At 62.7% G+C, this 18,071-nt stretch carries 20 protein-coding genes, 1 tRNA gene and 1 pseudogene; 11 read left to right on the forward strand and 11 right to left on the reverse strand.

Annotated features, from left to right (window positions below):
- Window positions 1-746 (forward strand): MBL fold metallo-hydrolase (locus NKI06_RS24580; RefSeq protein WP_352987484.1); only part of this gene is annotated, 746 nt, incomplete at its 5' end.
- Here the strand turns inward: NKI06_RS24580 and NKI06_RS24585 are convergent.
- Window positions 743-1,507, reverse strand: a complete 765-nt coding sequence (locus NKI06_RS24585; RefSeq protein ID WP_023686418.1) for a sulfite exporter TauE/SafE family protein — start codon at window positions 1,505-1,507, stop codon at window positions 743-745. The genes NKI06_RS24580 and NKI06_RS24585 overlap by 4 nt on opposite strands.
- Before the next feature lie 157 nt (window positions 1,508-1,664).
- Complete coding sequence (locus NKI06_RS24590) at window positions 1,665-2,132, reverse strand: Hsp20 family protein (RefSeq protein ID WP_023671202.1); 468 nt, start codon at window positions 2,130-2,132, stop codon at window positions 1,665-1,667.
- Window positions 2,133-2,590: 458 nt separating this feature from the next.
- Between NKI06_RS24590 and NKI06_RS24595 the strand changes: the two genes are divergently transcribed.
- The 4 genes from NKI06_RS24595 to NKI06_RS24610 all read left to right on the forward strand — a co-directional run bounded on the left by NKI06_RS24595 (window position 2,591) and on the right by NKI06_RS24610 (window position 5,063).
- On the forward strand, window positions 2,591-3,550 hold the full coding sequence (locus tag NKI06_RS24595) for an alpha/beta fold hydrolase (RefSeq protein ID WP_023704020.1): 960 nt from the start codon (window positions 2,591-2,593) through the stop codon (window positions 3,548-3,550).
- Window positions 3,551-3,714: 164 nt separating this feature from the next.
- Window positions 3,715-3,870 (forward strand): hypothetical protein, encoded by a 156-nt coding sequence (locus NKI06_RS24600; RefSeq protein WP_023704021.1) that lies wholly within the window; start codon window positions 3,715-3,717, stop codon window positions 3,868-3,870.
- Between the two features lie 3 nt (window positions 3,871-3,873).
- Window positions 3,874-4,107, forward strand: coding sequence for a DUF1127 domain-containing protein (locus NKI06_RS24605; RefSeq protein ID WP_023751336.1), 234 nt, complete (start codon window positions 3,874-3,876; stop codon window positions 4,105-4,107).
- 125 nt (window positions 4,108-4,232) lie between these two features.
- A complete protein-coding gene (locus tag NKI06_RS24610) occupies window positions 4,233-5,063 on the forward strand; it encodes a helix-turn-helix domain-containing protein (protein WP_352987498.1) in 831 nt (276 codons plus the stop codon).
- Window positions 5,064-5,075: 12 nt separating this feature from the next.
- Here NKI06_RS24610 and hisN read toward each other — a convergent pair whose 3' ends face one another.
- Window positions 5,076-5,849 carry a histidinol-phosphatase gene (hisN, locus tag NKI06_RS24615; RefSeq protein ID WP_352987485.1) on the reverse strand — a complete coding sequence of 258 codons (774 nt, stop codon included), beginning with the start codon at window positions 5,847-5,849 and terminating at the stop codon, window positions 5,076-5,078.
- A 335-nt stretch (window positions 5,850-6,184) separates the two neighbouring features.
- Window positions 6,185-7,126 (reverse strand): N-formylglutamate amidohydrolase, encoded by a 942-nt coding sequence (locus NKI06_RS24620; RefSeq protein WP_023704024.1) that lies wholly within the window; start codon window positions 7,124-7,126, stop codon window positions 6,185-6,187.
- Window positions 7,127-7,290: 164 nt separating this feature from the next.
- On the opposite strand from NKI06_RS24620, the gene cpdR reads away from it, so the two are divergent.
- Window positions 7,291-7,653 (forward strand): cell cycle two-component system response regulator CpdR, encoded by a 363-nt coding sequence (cpdR, locus tag NKI06_RS24625; RefSeq protein WP_023671195.1) that lies wholly within the window; start codon window positions 7,291-7,293, stop codon window positions 7,651-7,653.
- Between the two features lie 114 nt (window positions 7,654-7,767).
- A tRNA-Val gene (locus NKI06_RS24630) sits at window positions 7,768-7,842 on the forward strand.
- Between the two features lie 206 nt (window positions 7,843-8,048).
- Here NKI06_RS24630 and NKI06_RS24635 read toward each other — a convergent pair.
- The 7 genes from NKI06_RS24635 to NKI06_RS24665 all read right to left on the reverse strand — a co-directional run bounded on the left by NKI06_RS24635 (window position 8,049) and on the right by NKI06_RS24665 (window position 13,403).
- Window positions 8,049-8,336, reverse strand: coding sequence for a DUF982 domain-containing protein (locus NKI06_RS24635; RefSeq protein ID WP_245260022.1), 288 nt, complete (start codon window positions 8,334-8,336; stop codon window positions 8,049-8,051).
- Window positions 8,337-8,450: 114 nt separating this feature from the next.
- Window positions 8,451-8,873, reverse strand: coding sequence for a DUF982 domain-containing protein (locus NKI06_RS24640; protein WP_352659104.1), 423 nt, complete (start codon window positions 8,871-8,873; stop codon window positions 8,451-8,453).
- Window positions 8,874-8,937: 64 nt separating this feature from the next.
- Complete coding sequence (locus tag NKI06_RS24645; RefSeq protein ID WP_352987499.1) at window positions 8,938-9,402, reverse strand: Hsp20 family protein; 465 nt, start codon at window positions 9,400-9,402, stop codon at window positions 8,938-8,940.
- A gap of 405 nt (window positions 9,403-9,807) precedes the next feature.
- A complete protein-coding gene (locus NKI06_RS24650) occupies window positions 9,808-10,014 on the reverse strand; it encodes a hypothetical protein (protein ID WP_352518393.1) in 207 nt (68 codons plus the stop codon).
- A gap of 81 nt (window positions 10,015-10,095) precedes the next feature.
- The gene (gene fcl, locus NKI06_RS24655) at window positions 10,096-11,064 is read right to left on the reverse strand and encodes a GDP-L-fucose synthase (protein ID WP_023671191.1); all 969 of its coding nucleotides are present in this window, start codon (window positions 11,062-11,064) and stop codon (window positions 10,096-10,098) included.
- Between the two features lie 9 nt (window positions 11,065-11,073).
- Entirely contained in the window at window positions 11,074-12,144 is a 1,071-nt protein-coding gene (gene gmd / locus NKI06_RS24660) for a GDP-mannose 4,6-dehydratase (protein WP_352987487.1), read from the reverse strand.
- 104 nt (window positions 12,145-12,248) lie between these two features.
- Window positions 12,249-13,403 (reverse strand): dihydrodipicolinate synthase family protein, encoded by a 1,155-nt coding sequence (locus NKI06_RS24665; protein WP_352987488.1) that lies wholly within the window; start codon window positions 13,401-13,403, stop codon window positions 12,249-12,251.
- Between the two features lie 229 nt (window positions 13,404-13,632).
- Here NKI06_RS24665 and NKI06_RS24670 point away from each other — a divergent pair, with 229 nt between their 5' ends.
- From NKI06_RS24670 to NKI06_RS24685, 4 genes and pseudogenes are all read left to right on the forward strand, one after another.
- Entirely contained in the window at window positions 13,633-14,691 is a 1,059-nt protein-coding gene (locus NKI06_RS24670; RefSeq protein WP_023725194.1) for a LacI family DNA-binding transcriptional regulator, read from the forward strand.
- Window positions 14,688-15,703, forward strand: a pseudogene (locus NKI06_RS24675) (Gfo/Idh/MocA family protein). The gene NKI06_RS24670 and the pseudogene NKI06_RS24675 overlap by 4 nt, the downstream one beginning before the upstream one ends.
- A complete protein-coding gene (locus NKI06_RS24680; RefSeq protein ID WP_352839711.1) occupies window positions 15,700-17,301 on the forward strand; it encodes an acyl CoA:acetate/3-ketoacid CoA transferase in 1,602 nt (533 codons plus the stop codon). Before NKI06_RS24675 ends, NKI06_RS24680 begins: the two are co-directional and overlap by 4 nt.
- Window positions 17,294-18,070, forward strand: coding sequence for an enoyl-CoA hydratase/isomerase family protein (locus NKI06_RS24685; RefSeq protein WP_023671185.1), 777 nt, complete (start codon window positions 17,294-17,296; stop codon window positions 18,068-18,070). The genes NKI06_RS24680 and NKI06_RS24685 overlap by 8 nt, the downstream gene beginning before the upstream one ends.
- Window position 18,071: the final 1 nt, after the last annotated feature.

The raw sequence follows: 18,071 nt of genomic DNA on the forward strand, positions 1-18,071 counted from the left end.
CCTATGCGATCGTCGATGGTTCGCAGGCGCTTGTCTACGACACGCATATTTCGCTGCCTCACGCGCGCTTCATCAGGCAGACGCTCGAAGACATGGGCGCAACATCGATCCGGGTCGTGCTCAGCCACTGGCATGACGATCATATTGCCGGCAATGAGGTGTTTCAGGATTGCGAGATTATCGCCAACACGCTCACCGCCTCGGCGCTCGCGAACAACCGGGCTGAGATCGAAAGCGGTGTTCCACCGATCAAGCCTCTCGTGCTGCCGAACAGGACCTTCGCAGGCAGTCTTGACCTCGCCGTTGGATCGATCGCCGTCGAACTGCGTCAGGTCGAAATCCACAGCCATGACGGCACGGTGCTGTTCATGCCCGAAACCGGCCTGCTCCTGGCGGGCGACACGCTCGAGGATCCGATCACCTATGTCAGCGAGGCGGATCGGCTGGCGCAACATCTGGTCGATCTCGAACGCATGAGCGGGTGGCCGATAGACCGCATCTTGCCCAATCACGGCTCGCTCGAAGCGATTGAGCGAGGCGGCTACGACAAAGGCCTCATCGCCGCCACGCAAGCCTACGTTCAAAAACTGCTTCGCTGCCGGCGTGAGCCTGATCTTGCGAAGCAGGATCTGAAAACCTTCGGCGCCGACATATTCGCCACGGGCGCGGTCGAGTACTTCGCGCTGTACGAGCCCGTCCACCGGCAAAACATCGAGGCCGTTCTCGCAACCGGCACCGGTCGCTAAGCAAGGAAAGGCCGCGCCAAAAGCTCGAGGCCAAGCAAGATCAGGAAAACAAGAAACCAGCGCCGGAAGGTCGCCGGGCTGATCCGCTGCCGGAGCAACTGTCCGAGCCACATGCCGAGCAAGGCCGGCGCAACCGCCAGCGACGACATGGCGACATGCCCGACCTGGAACGCGCCGTGCGAGGCAAGGCCGGCAGCGAGCGCGATCGTCGACACGGTGAAGGACAGGCCGAGCGCCTGGATCAGATCGTCACGGCTCAAGCCCAGCGCCTGAATGTAAGGTACAGCGGGCACGACGAACACGCCGGTGCCGCCGGTGACGATGCCGGTAAGGAAACCGACGATGGGCGACGACCAGCGCTCGGCTGACGCGGGAACCGTCAACTGCCGCGCCAGCAGCGTATAGACGGCATAGACGATCAGCGCCGCCCCGAGGCCGGCCGTCGTCCATTTGACATTGTCGCTGGCCAGCAGCCATGAGCCGGCCAGCGTGCCGGCGACGATGCCGACCATCATCAGCCACAGCCGCCTGAGGATCCATCCGAAGCTCGGGCCGGCAAACAGCTGCCAGATATTGGTGACGAAGGACGGCACGATCAGCAGCGAAGCCGCGGCGACCGGCGGCATGATTGTGCCCAGCAGCCCCATCGCCAACGTCGGCAGTCCCATACCGGTAACGCCCTTGACGATGCCGGCCAGCAGGAAGGTCACCGCAATGGTTGCCGTTAGGGCCAGGGAAAAATCAGCCGAAAGATCAGACATCGCCCTTCATGGGAAGACGGCGCCCGCCGCAAAAGAGCCAGAACTCTTCGGTTGGGGTGACAGAGGCTGCGGCGAAAAAAAGCGGCGCCTCGCGGCGCCGCTTTCGTCTCGGGAGGAGACGCTTTCAACCTTGGGCGTTGTGACGCCGCCGTCTTGATCACGCGGCGTTCTTGGCCTCGATCTGCTTGGCGTTGGCCGAAGAGGCGGTAATCGCGATCTTGCGCGGCTTCAGCTCCTCGGGGATGTTGCGCTTAAGGTCGACGAAAAGCAGGCCGTTCTTCAGGGTGGCGCCGACGACCTCGACATGGTCGGCAAGCTGGAAGCGGCGCTCGAACGAACGCGAGGCAATGCCGCGGTAGAGCAGCTCGGAGCCTTCGCCATTGCCCTCTTCCTTGCGCTCACCCTTGACGGTCAGCACGTTGCGGTGGGCTTCGATCGAAATCTCTTCGTCCGAGAAGCCGGCAACCGCCATCGAGATGCGATAGGCGTCCTCGCCGGTGCGCTCGATGTTGTAGGGCGGATAGGTCTGCGCGCCATCGGGCTGGGCCAGCGAGTCGAGCATGGTGAACAGGCGGTCGAAGCCGACGGTCGAGCGATAGAGCGGGGAAAAATCAACGTGACGCATGAGGTGTTCTCCTGTTGAGCAACATGTTTGCGTGTGGCCGGTGCGAAACCCTGGAAAGGCGTTTCGGGTGGACCAGCAGCCCCGACATCGGCGGCTGCATCCGACATTTGGGGAGCGCAAAAGCTCATTTCAAGGATTTTTGAAGAGCGCCAATCGAGGCGTCGATGAACGGCAGATGAACCGCTGCTTCGGCGCCCGTTCAGCCGGCCGGCGCTAGAGTGCCCCCAGGATAAAGAACCAGGCGGCGCCGGATGAAAGCGCCGCGACGAGGCCGACCGGGTGTAACGTCCCTTCCTCCCGGATCGACAGAGGCCGGAAGCACGCCGCCGCAGGCTGCTTCCGGCCTTGCTTGTCGTTCGTCCGCCCCCTTGGCGTCCTCCCTTTGCTTTTCATCCATTGGCGTCTATCACCATGCCGACGCCCTGCCGGGTGAGACACCACGAAGACGCAAGCGCCTAATGACGGATCTCTTCCATCCCACGCCAGGCAATCCGCCGCCGCAAAATGTCGCCGGCGGCTTTTTCACCACGCGCGACGGCAAGAAGATCCGCTACGGCCTGTTTGCCGCGGTCACTCGGCCGCTGAAAGGCACCGTCGTGCTGCTGCCCGGCCGCAACGAGTGCATCGAGAAGTATTTCGAAACCATCCGCAACCTGACCGACCGCGGCCTCGGCGTCGCCACGCTCGACTGGCGCGGCCAGGGCGATTCCGACCGGCTGATCGCCGACCCGCAACGCGGCTATGTCCGCTCCTTCTACGATTACACCGGCGACCTCGAACAGTTCTTCGAGGACATCGTGCTGCCCGACTGCCGCGGCCCGTATTACATCCTCGCCCATTCGATGGGCGCCGTGATCGCGCTGCTCGCGGCGCCGTCGATGGTCAACCGGGTGCGTCGAATGGTGCTGATTGCGCCTTTCCTGACGGTGCCCGACTCGCCCGTGTCGGCAAAAACGGCGCGCCGCGTCTGCTCGGTATTGTGCTTTCTCGGCCTCGGCCGGCTCTACGCCGCCTGGGGTCCGCGTCCCAGGGAAACCCTGCCCTTCGCCCTCAACAAGGTGACATCGGACCCCGGGCGCTATCAGCGCAACACGAAAATCTACGAGCACTATCCGCAACTGGCGCTCGGCGGGCCGACGATCCGCTGGCTGCAGGCGGCAATCAAGGCAGGCGAAGCCATCAGCGAGCCCGACTTCATGGCCAGGATCCAGGTGCCGCTGCTGATGATCGCCGCCGGCGCCGATCAGGTCGTCTCGACCAAGGCCGTGGAAGCCTACGCCAGGCGTCTGCGCCTCGGCTCGCTGCTGATGATCGATGGCTCGAAACACGAGATCCTGCAGGAGGCCGATGTCTATCGCGAGCAGTTGCTCGCCGCCTTCGACGCCTTCATACCCGGCAACGACGACCCCACAGCCTGATGCCGCCGGCGCTGCATGTTACGGCGCCTTGAGCTTGCGCCTGCTGACAGCCTTCTGTCAGGAGCAGCGCCGGCAGCACACAAAGAGCTAAAGATTCTGACAGCCGGTGCCGCCCCGGAATGCTCATCTCTCCGTGTCGAACCGAACGCCAAGGAGATGACGTCATGACCGAGAAAACCTGCGCTGCCTGCGATTGCCAGCTGGACGCCAATCCGATCCGCGTCAAGGTCGGCGGCAAGACCGTCGAGGTCTGCTGTGAGGAATGCGCGATTGCGCTGAACGAAGCCGGCGCATCAGTGGCCGGCAACGGGGAAGCCTGAGCGATGCGCCCCGATCATGCAGCGCAATGCCTCGCACATCAGCCGACAACTCAAACCGCGACGTTCCGGCGGTCCTTGCGGACACAAGGCATCGCGGCGGCCAACTGGATCGGCCGTCAACTGGAAAGGCGCCGAAGCCGCCTTGCCTTGCTCGAAATGACCGACGAACAGCTCAAGGACATCGGCCTGTCGCGCAGCCAAGCTCACTGCGAATACATGCGCCGTTTGTGGGACTGAGCCATGCCGTTACAAAGGGCCCGACAGGTGAAGTCTCCTGACAGGTTTGGACAGGCCAATCGCCTAATGTGCCGGAGCAGCTTTCGGTGCAAGGGTAGAATGCCACGGCCATGTCTCAGCTCACCATGTCGCAGTTCACGGTACAGACGCTTCTGGACACCGGCACCCTCATGGTGAGGGATGTCCTCTGCAGCGGCGAATGCCGGCACAAGAGCGAAGAAGAGTGCACCGCTGCCACGCATCTTGTGTTTCCCTATCGCGGCGTCTTCGTGCGCCATGTCGGCCGCAACGATGCGGTCGCCGAAGCCAACGAGTTGTTGTTCTTCAACAACGCCGAAGGCTACCGGATCAGCCATCCCGTCGAGGGTGGCGATTCCTGCCTCGATCTCGTTGTCGAGGAGGCGCAACTGCAGGAGCTGACGCCGAAGGAGCAGTTGCGCTTGGGCAGCGCCGTGGCGTTTCGTCGTCAGCGCCGCCGCATCGACCCGCGGGCTCAGGCGCTGGTGGCGGTGCTGCGCCACAGCCTGAGCCGCAACATTGCCGAAACGCTGGAGGCCGAAACCCTGGCGCTGACGCTGGTGCGGCGCTCCCTCGGCGAGCGCACCTCGCATGCCGCCGGCGCAAGCGCTGGCCGGCAGAAGCTGGTCGATCGCGCCAAGCTCGTCCTGTCCTCGGATCTTTCGCGGCGCTGGACGCTGGCCGAGATCGCCGCTGAAGTCGGGGTATCACCGGTTTATCTCACGCAGGTTTTCCAGCAGGTCGAGGCGATGCCGCTCTATCGCTACCATCTGCGCCTGCGGCTGGCGCGCGCGCTCGACCTGCTTGGCCGCTACGACAATCTGACCACGCTCGGCCTGGACCTCGGCTTCTCCAGCCACAGCCATTTCAGCTCAGCGTTCAGGCAGGTCTACGGGCGAACGCCGGCGGAATTCCAGCGCTCGATCAAGCCGCGCTGATCGGGTCGACTATCAGCCCCGCAGGGCTGCCATTGCAGCCGCATGAAGCTCCGGCGTTGCGGCGGCCAGGATGTCGCCGCCCTTTTCCGCCGGACCGCCCTCGAATGTGGTGACGACGCCGCCGGCCTTTTCGATGATCGGGATCAGCGCCACGATGTCGTAGGGTTTCAATCCGGGATCGGCGACGATGTCGACGCTGCCCGAGGCAATCATGGCAAAGGCGTAGCAATCGGCGCCGTAGCGGGCGAGCTGGATCTGTTTCTCGAACGCGTCGTAGCGGGTGCGCGCCTCGCCCTTGAAAAGCGCCGGCGTGGTGGTGAACAAGGTCGCCTCGTCAAGCTTCGTCCTCTTGCGGGTCGACAGCTTCCGCGGCCCACCGGGGCCTTCGTAGTGGGAGCCGGAAGCGTTGGCGTAGAACAGCTCGCCGGTGAACGGCTGCGCCATCATGCCGGCGACGGCGTCACCGTCGACCGTCAATCCGACCAGCGTTCCCCACACCGGCAAGCCTGAGATGAAGGCGCGAGTACCATCGATCGGATCGATCACCCAGACATGCCTTGAGGAGATGTTTTCGCTGCCATGTTCTTCGCCAAGGATACCGTGACCGGGATACTCAGCCGAGATCAGCGCCCGGATGGCGCGCTCGGCCTCGCGGTCGGCCTCGGTGACCGGGTCGAAACTGCCTTTTTCCTTGTTGGCCACCGCGCCCTGTGCGCGGAAACGCGGCAAGGTTTCAGCCGCCGCCGCTTGCGCGATCCGGCGCATGAAATCGATGCTGATGTCCACGTGATTCTCCCGCATTGCAGAGTGCCAACCCGGTCTGCCGGCACTTTCCCGCCCGAACAAGCCGGTTTATCGATTTATCAGAGACATCAACGTTGCCGAAATGTCACACATCGGCCCCATCGAAACGCATTTTCACATCAGAGTGAATTAAAAAAGCGTGGATCGATTGACATTTGTGCATCGCACAATAAATTTGTTCTCGGACAGGTTTTCCTGTCCATGCCCTCCTTGGGCGTTTCCTCCCTAGACTTCGACCGTGTCGTGCAAACGATGCGGTCTTTTTTTACGTGCGGGATGGCCAGCGCGGGATCTCATGAACAGCCGCCGCTCCGGCGTCATTCGGCGGCCAGCGGCAGGTCTATGAAGTGGTGGTCGGGCATCGCCATCAGGTCGGCCGAAAAGCGCGCCATATCGTCGGCCAGCGCATCGAAGCCGGCCGATTTCTGGAACGTCCGCTCATTCATGTAGAGGCCGCGATTGACCTCGATCTGCAGCGCATGCAGATGGCGCGCCGGCCGGCCGTAATGCTCGGTGATGAAGCCGCCTGCATAGGGTTTGTTGTGCGCGACGGTGTAGCCCATGCCGATGAGCAGGCCGATCGCCGTTTCGGTCAGGGCCGCCGTGGCCGAGATGCCGAAACGGTCGCCGACGATGAAATCCGGCCGCAGGCCGCTGTCGCCCACCCTGATGCTCGCCGGCATCGAATGGCAGTCGATCAGCACGGCATAGCCGAACCTGGCATGGGTTCTGGTCAATAGCCGCTTCAGCGTCTCGTGATAGGGTTTGTAGACCGCCTCTATGCGCTGGACGGCCTCCGCCAGCGGCAGACGGCCGGAATAGATGTCGAGCCCCTCACCCACCAGTTTGGGCACGGTGCCGAGCCCGCCGGCAACGCGCGCCGAGCGGATGTTGCAGAAGGACGGCACCGGCTCGGCGAACATGCGCGGGTCGAGTTCCCAGGGTTCGCGATTGACGTCGAGGTAGGCGCGCGGAAAATTCGCCGCCAGCATCGGCGCGCCCAGCACCACCGCGCTGCCGAACAGCTCGTCGACATAGCAATCCTCGGAGCGGCGGATGGCGTTCCGGTCGAGCCGCGCCATGGCCAGGAAGCGGTCTGGATAATAGCGGCCGCTATGCGGTGAGTTGAAGACGAAGGGAACGCGCTGCTCGGCGCCCGATCGGATTTCGAAGGGTGGAACGACCGAAAAATCTTCGGCTGCCGTCGTCAATTTGAACGAACCCGGAAACAGCAATGCATCATGATGGGAAACTGCCACCTCATCGGCCGCATGTCCAGCATTTCGGCATGTCAGGAACCCCGTCAAATCAGGATTAATGCCGCCAACGTTCACTTGATGTTTACCGTCAGCTCCTCATATACAGGATGGTTAACGGGCTTGCCGGACGGCAGGCTTGGCTGGGGTGATTCGGACGGGACAAGATGGCACGCATTCTGCTGGCGGAAGACGACGACGACATGCGCCGGTTCCTGGTCAAGGCACTGGAGCGGGCCGGCTACCACGTCAGCGATTTCGACAATGGCGCCAGCGCCTACGAGCGGCTGCGCGAAGAACCTTTCTCCCTGCTGCTGACCGATATCGTCATGCCGGAGATGGACGGCATCGAACTCGCCCGCCGCGCCACCGAGATCGATCCCGACCTGAAGGTGATGTTCATCACCGGTTTCGCGGCCGTCGCGCTCAACCCCGATTCCAAGGCGCCGAAAGACGCCAAGGTGCTGTCCAAGCCCTTCCACCTGCGCGATCTCGTCAACGAGGTCGAAAAAATGCTCCAGGCCGCCTGAAGCACGCACGGTGTGATCTCGCCGCTTCGTCGGCGGCGCGACAAACGAGCCTTTCTTTCCCTTTTCCGGCTATTGACGCGCTGGACCAAAAATGGTGTATGCGCGGCTTCGGATGGGCGTGTAGCTCAGCGGGAGAGCACTGCATTGACATTGCAGGGGTCACAGGTTCAATCCCTGTCACGCCCACCATCCTTTCAATAACTTAGCCAAGCCCGTTTTTGGCGCACCCCTTCGACGACTTAGCCGGTAAGGCGGCCACCGCTTGTGGCAGCCGCCTCGTGTTTGTGGACATTTTAATGCATGTCGCTCAAAAGTGGCCCCGGTTTTGAGACAACGACATGCCTAAAAACAAAGACCTAAGCGCGTCGCCTGAGTCCGTTCAAACGCGACGCGCTTTAGACGTGGTGCGGGCTTAGCGTCCTTGAAGGCGCAGGCTCGATGCCGTCCTCCATAAGAATATCCTTCTTGCGAGCGAACGCGACGAAGACGCCTCGTGCTGTCTCGGGTTCCACATCACCAATCAGAGCGGCTTTGCAAGCGCGAATAGCAGCTCTCTGCTCCGGGCTGTTGCCACACCATTCGGCTGCGAATTGATAGGCATCTGCGACCGTGTTGAGTTGGCGGGGAAAGCCCAAGCCCACCCACACCCGGACTGGCTTTTCAAAAGGTTTCGATAGCATCATGACCTCCTTTCCTAATGCATGTCACCCAGAAGTATGCCGCGGTTCTGGAACAACGACATGCATCAAAACCAAAGACTTAAAGCGTGTCGCATGAATCCGTTTTCGCGACGCGCTTTAGGCAGTCACTCCTCCGCCTTCGCCACCTCTGCCCATCATCCACGGCATTGTCGTGGATACTTCCTCAAGGATTCTGGCTGCTTTCGCAAAACCGCTGAACGCGTCTCTGGCTGCGGAAAGCGGATAATCGCTATCGAAAGCTCGCTGGCAGGCCCGCAATGCGGTTTGGTGAATGGGGCCGCGCCTGTCCTTCGGCCATTCATAGAGGAACTCCAGAGCGTCCTCGAGACACGTGATTTCCTGAACAAGGTTGTCGCCGCTTTTCACGAAAACGGCGTTGTCAAACATCCGATCGTTCATATGATCCTCCAAATTGAACGAACCATTGAGTTTCATGGTTTGCGCGGTCCAGGCCAACTGCAGGCGCGCGACAGAGGCGCGCCAGTACGTCCTGCAGTGATCATCTTCGTTTCTCCGCAATCACAGCCTCCCGGCCGGAACCGGGAGGCGGACCCGCAGTTCAAAGTGTGACAGATCGACAGGATTACGCGGCTTTACGCGCGCGGTCCATGTCTTGCGTGATCTGAGTGGCGGCCGTCGGGGTGTCGCCGACGCCGATGCTGATGCGGCGCGGTTTCAGCTCTTCGGGAATCTCACGGACGATGTCGATCGAGAGGAGGCCATTCTCCAGTTTGGCTGCCTTGATCTTCATGTGGTCGGCAAGCTTGAACGTCTGCCTGAAACTGCGATAGGCGATGCCCTGGTGCAGCAGCTGGCGTCCGCTCTGATCATCAGCCTTCTGGCCTACCACGACCAGTTCGGGTCCATGCTGGGTCAGCTCAACCTCATCCTGGCTGAAGCCTGCGATGGCCATCGAGATACGGTAATCGTTCTCGTCGACCTTCTCGATGTTATAGGGCGGCCAGTCTGGACGCGTGCCGCTGTCGAGCATGTCGAAAAGCCGGTCGAAACCGACGGTGGTCCGATAGAGGGTATCAAAGGTTCTCATAGCCACATCCTCCTTGAAGCAACATGGGTACAAGGACGCCGCCCTGTGCGGCGCCGCCATTTTTTGCCGAGCCTTATGGCCTTGGCGGAAATCGAATTAGGAGGCGCCCCAAATGAGTTCAAGAGCATCTCGAATTTTTTTTAGTAGATCCTTCGCATCGACGGAAAGCGAAATCTGAGTTTCTACGGGACCTTCCCTTCGAACAGTCGAACAGCCCCTTGAAGTACAGATCCGGCGGGAAGTGTTCGCGCGATCTGCGCGACCGCATCGTCTACTGCCCCGCCGTCCCGTTTCGTATTCAAATGCCGGCCAGTAAGGAACCGGGTAGCGGCCTTGCGATCCGTAAATCCACCCTGTCGGGGGCGAAACGTCCCGGCAGGTGCCGGGACGTTTCTGGCTCGCGGATCACTGTGGCCGCGGATCGGGCCTGTCGGGCTTGTCATGAGGGGTGTTGTTGCCTTCACGGCACGGTGTGCCGATGCCGCAGCATTTGCCGTTGTAGGTGACACCGGGCATGGTCTTCTCGCATTCCCTCGGCGGTGCCGTCTGACACCCTGCCAGCACCGAAACCGCGATGGCGGCGAGAAATGCGTTTCTTGAAGTGATAAACATTGACGTTCTCCTTGATGGACCGTGTTTGCTACACACCGCTTGGTCGCGGGCGGCAGCGAAATGGTTCAAGGAAAATTGGAATCAGGCCGCGCCGAGGCGGACATCACCCTTCTCAATATGGTTGAGAAACCACGCATATGTCTGTTCCAATCCATCGCGAAGCGCGTAGCGCGGGCGCCATCCCGTCGCAAACAGCCGCGAAACATCCATCAACTTGCGCGGCGTGCCATCTGGCTTGGTCGTATCGAAGGCGATATCAGCCTCGACGCCGGCGACCGATGCGACGGTCTGGGCAAGCTCGGCAATGGTGACATCCTCGCCCGAACCGACATTGACGTGGCTGTCGCCGGCATAATTCTTCAACAGCCAGACCAAGGCATCGGCGGCGTCGTCGACATGCAGGAATTCACGCCGTGGCGTGCCCGAGCCCCAGACCTCGAGGCTGTTGCCGCCGCTCAGCGCCAGCGCATGCGCCTTTCGCATCAGGGCCGGCACGACATGGCTGGACTGGAGATCGAAATTGTCGCCAGGACCGTAAAGGTTGGCCGGCATCGCCGAGATGTAGTCGACGCCATGCTGGCGCCGATAGGCCTGGCACAGTTTGAGCCCGGCGATCTTGGCGATCGCATACCATTCATTGGTGGGTTCGAGCGGACCGGTCAGCAGCGCGTCTTCCCTGATCGGCTGCGGCGCGAGCTTTGGATAGATGCAGGACGAGCCGAGAAACAAAAGCTTGCCGACCTCGCTGCGAAAGGCGCCGTCAATGACATTGCCCTGCATAACCAGGTTTTGCTGCAGGAAATCGACAGGGAACCGGTCATTGGCCAGGATACCGCCGACTTTGGCGGCCGCCATCACCACCGCATCCGGCCTGTGCTCGGCCATCCAGCGCCGCACCCCTGCCTGGTCGAGCAGGTCGAGCCTGTCGCGCGATACGGTGAGTATCTCGCAGTCCTCGCTCGCCAGCCGGCGCACGACGGCCGAACCGACCATGCCGCGATGCCCGGCGACGAAGACACGCTCGCCTTTCAGATCAAATGTCGCGTCCATGAACCTGCCTCACGCAGAACGGCTGTTCTGCCGCGTGCCGCCGGCGGTGCGCGCCAGATCGGCCTGCACCATTTCCGCCACCAGATCCCTGAAGCCGGTCGTGTGCGACCACCCCAGCCTGGCTTTGGCCTTGGCGGGGTCGCCGAGCAGCAGGTCGACCTCGGTCGGCCGGAAATAGCGCGCATCGATGCGCACCAGGACAGTGCCCGAACCGGCATCGACACCGACTTCATCGACACCCTCGCCTTGCCAGCAGATGGTGCGTCCGGTCTCGGCAAAAGCCAGTTCGACGAATTCGCGCACCGAATGCGCCTCACCGCTCGCCAGCACGAAATCGTCGGCTTCACTGTGCTGCAGAATGCGCCACATGCCCTCCACATAGTCGCGCGCATGGCCCCAGTCACGCTTGGCGTCGAGATTGCCGAGATAGAGCGTGGCCTGAAGGCCGTGATGGATCGAGGCGACGGCCCGCGTGATCTTGCGGGTGACGAAGGTCTCGCCGCGTGTCGGGCTTTCGTGGTTGAAGAGGATGCCGTTGGCGGCGAACATGCCGTAAGCCTCGCGGTAGTTGACCGTGATCCAGTAGGCGTAAAGCTTGGCCGCTGCATAGGGCGAGCGCGGATGGAAGGGCGTCGCCTCGCTTTGCGGGACCTCGCGCGCCTTGCCGTAGAGCTCCGAGGTCGAGGCCTGATAGAAACGCACCGACTTCTCCAGGCGCAGAATGCGGATCGCCTCGAGCAGCCTGAGTGTTCCCAGCGCATCGGCATTGCCGGTGTATTCCGGCGTCTCGAAACTCACCTGGACATGACTCTGGGCGCCGAGATTGTAGATCTCGCCGGGCTGTGTCTCCTGCACCAGGCGAATGAGGTTGGTCGCGTCGGTCAGGTCGCCATAATGCAGGAAGAAACGCGCACCGCGCTCGTGCGGATCGACATAGATGTCGTCAACGCGCTCGGTGTTGAACGAGGACGAGCGTCGTTTGACGCCATGGACAATATAGCCCTTCTGCAGAAGCAATTCTGCGAGATAGGCCCCGTCCTGCCCGGTTACACCGGTGATGAGCGCCACTTTTTCCGTCATTGCCGCTCCGTCCGCATCCAATCCCGGCAACCGAATACAGATTTGGCGCGAGAACGCAAATCCCCCGTACGGGAGATACTTTTCAACCAGGCGAAGCGTTGTTCTCAGACACCTGCGACCGCGCAGAAATGCTTCATCCTGGCCAGCGCAAGCTCGGGATCGGCGAGCAACCCTGCCTGGTCGGCAAGGCGGAAGATGTCGGCATAGTGCAGGATGCCGCGCGCCGACTGCATGCCGCCGACCATCGCAAAATGATCCTGGTGGCCGTTGAGCCAGGCCATGAAGACGATGCCGGCCTTGTAATACTCGGTCGGCGCCTCGAAGATCTTGCGCGACAACGGCACTGTCGGCGCCATCAGCGCGTCATAGCCGGCGCGGTCGCCATCAGCCAGTTTCGCCAGCGCCGCGCTGGCGACCGGCGCGATGGCGTCGAATATGCCGAGCAAGGCGTGCGAGTGCCGCTTCCCGTCGCCGGCAATCAGTTCGGGATAGTTGAAATCGTCGCCGGTGAACATGACGACGCCTTCCGGCAGCCGGTTGCGCAAGGCAACTTCCTTGCCGGCATCGAGCAGGGAAATCTTTATCCCCTCGACCTTGCCGGCATGGCGCTCGATGATGGCGACGACGGTGTCGAGCGCGGCCTCGAAATTGCCGCTGCCCCAATAACCTTTCAGTGCAGGATCGAACATGTCGCCCAGCCAGTGCAGGATGACCTTGCCGGATGCCTGGCTGAGGATGCGATCGTAGACCCTGATATAGTCGTCCGGACCCTTTGCGACCGCTGCCAGCGCCCGGCTGGCCATCATGATCGCCTTGCCGCCCTCGCCTTCAATGAAAGCGAACTGCTCCTCATAGGCGGCGATCACATCTTCGAGTGATCTCGAATTGGCCGGCGCCAGATGATCGGTGCCGGCGCCCGAGGAGAGGTCTGCGCCTTCGACGCTGCGCGCCTCGGCGATCGAGCGGCGGATCAATTCCTGCGCATTCGCCCAGTCGAAACCCATGCCGCGCTGGGAGGTGTCCATCGCCTCGGCGATGCGGAAGCCAAGCCGCCACAAATGATGCCGAAACGCCATCGTCTTGTCCCAATCGACCGCAGGCTTCGACCAGGGGTCGGTCATCGCGAAAGGATCGGCGACGACGTGGGCCGCGGCATAGGCGATGCGCGGGAAAACCGCACCGATTACGGGCTCGACCGGACTGCCCGCGAGCTTGTAGCTGACGCGGCCGCCATTCTGCGTAGGCAGGGTGATATCCATGGCAACCTCCGTTTTCGGCATCCTATAAATGGAACGTTCCAATAAATCAAGAACCTTTATGATTGCGGCGATTGAACCGGTCCAAATGCCGAAGAAGGCTAAGAGTCCTTGCTAGGAACCACATTCATCACCTTTTCGACCTCCGCAAGAATCCCGATTGACTCTCGGTTGGCAGAGTGATTAGAACGTTCCAATAGATTTGCCCATCTAAGCGGAGGAAACCACCGACATGGCCAGCCGGGCCAAGGCAACGATCCTGGACATCGCCCGCGAGGCTGGTGTGTCCAAATCGACGGTGTCGCTTGTGCTGCAAGGCTCAGGGCTGATCCGGCCTGAAACCGCGGTCAAGGTTCGCAAGGCGATCGAGGATGTCGGCTATGTCTACAACCGCGGCGCCGCCAATCTGCGCAAAGCCCATTCCAACGTCATCGGCATGGTCATCAACGATCTCACCAACCCCTTTTTCGCCGAGCTGGCGGTCGGCATGGAGCGCGTCTTCCAGTCGGCCGGCATCGTGCCCTTCATCGCCAACACGGCGGAGAACCCGGTGCGCCAGGAAGAAGTGCTGAAGTCGCTGATGGAACAGGGCGTCGCAGGCCTGATCGTGTCACCGGCACGCGGCACCACGCCGGGCGCCTTCCGTCGCCTCGAGATGGCGGGCGTGCCGGTCGTCTTCGCCATGCGCCGCCTGCCGGACAGCCGCATCCCGGTGATCGCTCCTGACAACCATCGCGGCGCGTATCTCGCCGCCGCCCATCTGATCGGCAAGGGCCATCGCCGGCTGGCCTTCTTCGGCGGCACCTCCGACCTGGTCGTCTATCAGGAGCGCCTGGGCGGTTTTCGTGAAGCTTGCGAAACATTGGGCATTGCCAGGCGCGACGTGCTTGTCGTCGAAGGCGAGACCAGCCGCAGGGGCGGCATCGCGTGCCTGGAAACCGCCCTTGCCATGGCCGAGCCGCCGACGGCGGCACTGTGCTTCAACGATGCCGTCGCCTTCGGCGTCATGCTGGCGCTGCGCAAGCGCGGGCTGGAGCCCGGCGCGGACTTTGCCGTCGTCGGCTTCGACGACGTGGTCGAGGCCGAGCATTATATGCCGGCGCTGACCAGCGTCTCGGTGGACACACCCGGCCTCGGCGAACGCGCCGCCCACGTCATGCTGAAGATGATCCAGTCGCGCATCACGCATGCCGAGGACCATATCGGCGCCGTCAATCTGGTCGTCAGGGACAGCTGCGGTCCCGATCGCGGCACCCAGGACACATCAGCAGGAATGGGAGACGCGGCATGAGCGTCAAATGGGGACTGATCGGCGCCAGCACGATCGCCAAACAGTTCATGATCAACGCCATTCGCGCGCAAGAGGGTGGCGAAATATCAGCGGTGATGAGCTCCAGCCCGGAGCGCGCCAAGACCTATGCCGATGAACACAACATCCCGCTTGCCGTCTCGACGCTCGATGACCTGCTCGGCGCCGACATCGACGCCGTCTACATCTCGACCACCCATGAACTGCATCTCGAACAGGCGCTGGCCGCGATCGACGCGGGAAAGCATGTTCTGTGCGAAAAGCCGCTGGCGCTGAACAGCGCCGACGCGCGCACAATGGTCGCCGCCGCCAAGGAAGCCGGTGTCGTGCTTGGCACCAATCATCATCTGCGCAATGCCGGCGCCACCGCGCCATGCGCGACGCCATATCAGCCGGCCGCATCGGCAAGCCGATTGCCGCGCGTGTGTTCCATGCCGTCTATCTGCCGGAGAACCTGCAGGGATGGCGCATCACCAGACCGGAAGCCGGCGGCGGCGTGATGCTCGACATCACCGTGCACGATGCCGACACGCTGCGCTTCGTGCTCGGCGACGACCCGATCGAGATTTCGGCCTTCACCCAGTCGGCCGGCATGGCCGGCAGCGGGCTGGAAGACGGTGCCATGTGCATCTGGCGCTTCAGGTCCGGTTTGATTGCCCAGTCGCATGAAGGCTTCACCACGAAGTTCGCCGATACCGGCTTCGAGGTGCATGGTTCCGAAGGCTCGCTGATCGCTAAAAATGTGATGACGCAGAAGCCGGTCGGTTCGGTGCTGCTACGCACCGCCAAGGGCGAGGAGGAACTGAGCTTCGACCGCGAAGACCTCTACGTCAGGTCGCTGCGCCAGTTCCATGCCGCTATTAGCGGCGCGGGCCAGCCCTCCGCAACCGGCGAGGACGGCGTCTGGTCACTAGCCTGCGCCGAAGCAGCGTTGCTGTCCGGGAAATCCGGCAAGGCGGTTGCCATCGAGCCGAAACTCGGGAGCGCCAAGTGAGCAAGCTCGTCTCCGCTCAGCAGGCCGCCAGCCTCATCAAGGACGGCATGACCGTCTCCGTCTCATCATCGAGCGGCCTCGGCTGCCCGGATGCCGTGCTGGCTGCCATCGGCGAGCGCTTCGACGCTGAAGGCCATCCGAAAGACATCACCACGCTGCATCCGATCGCCGCCGGCGACATGTATGGCATCAAGGGCATCGACCATCTGGCTAAGCCTGGCCTGTTGAAGCGCACGCTCTGCGGCTCCTATCCCTCGGGCCCCTCCTCGTCCGAGCCGCCGCAGATATGGAAGATGATCGGCGACAATTCGGTCGCCGCCTACAATGTGCCGTCGGGCATCCTGTTCGACATGCACCGCGAGGCCGCCGCCAAGCGGCCGGGTGTGCTGACCAAGGTCGGCCTTGACACTTTTGCCGACCCGCGCCACCAGGGCTGCGCCATGAACGCGGCGGCAAGCGAGCCGATCGTCTCGGTGCAGCAGTTCGACGGCGAGGAATGGCTCTATTTCCGCTCGATCGCGCCTGACATTTCGATCATCCGCGCCACCACCGCCGACGAGCGCGGCAACCTCACTTACGAGCATGAAGGCGCCTATTTGGGCGGCCTCGAACAGGCGCTCGCCGCCCGCAACAATGGCGGCATCGTCATTGCGCAGGTCAAGCGCGTCGTCGAGAACGGCACGCTGAAGCCGCATGACGTGCGCGTGCCCGGCGTCCTGGTCGACCACATCGTGGTGGCGCCGGACCAGTTGCAGACGACGTTGACGCCTTACGACCCGGCGATTTCGGGCGAGATCTTCCGGCCGTTGTCCAGCTTCCGCAACGCTGAGATGAACGTCCAGAAAGTAATCGCGCGCCGCGTCGCCATGGAATTGCGCGACGGCATGGCGGTCAACATTGGCTTCGGCATCTCGGCAAACGTGCCGCGTATCCTTCTCGAGGAAGGCCAGCACGGCAAAGTCACCTGGGTGATCGAGCAGGGCGCCGTCGGCGGCGTGCCGCTGCTCGACTTCAAGTTCGGCTGCGCTTCCAATGCCGAGGCGATCATGCCCTCGCCGCACCAGTTCATCTATTTCCAGGCCGGCGGCTTCGATGCCTCGCTGCTCTCCTTCTTGCAGATCGACCGCCATGGCTCCGTCAACGTGTCGAAACTCTCGGCCCGGCCACATGTCACCGCCGGGGCCGGCGGCTTTGTCGACATCACGGCACGGGCGAAAAAGATCGTCTTCTCCGGCTTCTTCAATGCCGGCGCCAAGCTTTCGCTCGCCGATGGCGGCATCCGCATCGACGCGGAAGGCAAGGTCAAGAAGGTGGTCAACGAGGTCGAACACATCTCCTTCTCCGGCAAGCGCGCCGTCGCGCAAGGGCAGGACATCACCTACGTCACCGAGCGCTGCGTGATGAAGCTGACGCCGGACGGTCTGATGGTGACGGAACTGGCGCCCGGCATCGACCTCGAACGCGATGTGCTGGCGCAGTCAGAGATTCCGCTCGGCATCGCCAACGATCTCAAGGTCACGCCGGCGGCTCTCTATCAGGACCGTCCGATTGGCCTGTCGCTGAATGGTGGCGCTTCGCTCGGAGGCGCGCATGGCTGAGCGCCTCGTCACCTTCGAGCAGGACGGCGCCATCGGCATCGTCACGCTGCGCCGGCCGGAGAAGTTCAACGCGCTGGACATTCCGATGCTGCGCGCGCTCGAGACAGCGCTCGACGAAGCCGAAATGGCTGAAGGCGTGCGCGTCGTGCTGATCCGCGGCGAAGGCAAAGGCTTTTGCGCCGGCGGCGACGTCGAGGCCTGGGCACAAATGAGCGCTGCCGACTTTCAGGTGCAATGGGTGCGCTACGGCCACCGTGTCTTCGACCGACTGGCGCGGCTGCGGCAGCCGACCATCGCGGTGCTTTCCGGCCATGCGCTGGGTGGCGGGCTGGAGCTGGCGGTCGCCTGCGACTTCCGTGTCGCCGAAACGCAGGTGAAGCTCGGCTTTCCCGAGACATCGATCGGCGTCGTCCCCGGTTGGTCCGGCACGCAGCGCGCCGTGCGCCGCTTTGGGGCCCAGATCGTGCGCCGCATGGCACTCGGCGGCGAGCTCTTTGCCGCCTCCGACGCGCTTGCCCTCGGCGTCGTTGACCGCGTGGTCGAGACCGGCCAGGCGCTGGCAGAGGCCAGGACTTGGGCCGAAAAAATCGCCGGGCGCGGGCCGCTCGCAACCGAAGCCGCCAAGCTGATGATCGCAGTCGCCGAAGGCGAGGAAAGTGCGGCCGCCACCGAGGCGCTCGCCAGCGGCTTCGTTGCGCTGACCGGCGACCTCAAAGCCGGCGTGAGCGCCTTCAAGGCCAAGCAGAAGCCGGCCTTTTCGAGATCCTAGA

The organism is Mesorhizobium sp. M0772 (assembly GCF_040320135.1).
Lineage (GTDB): Bacteria > Pseudomonadota > Alphaproteobacteria > Rhizobiales > Rhizobiaceae > Mesorhizobium.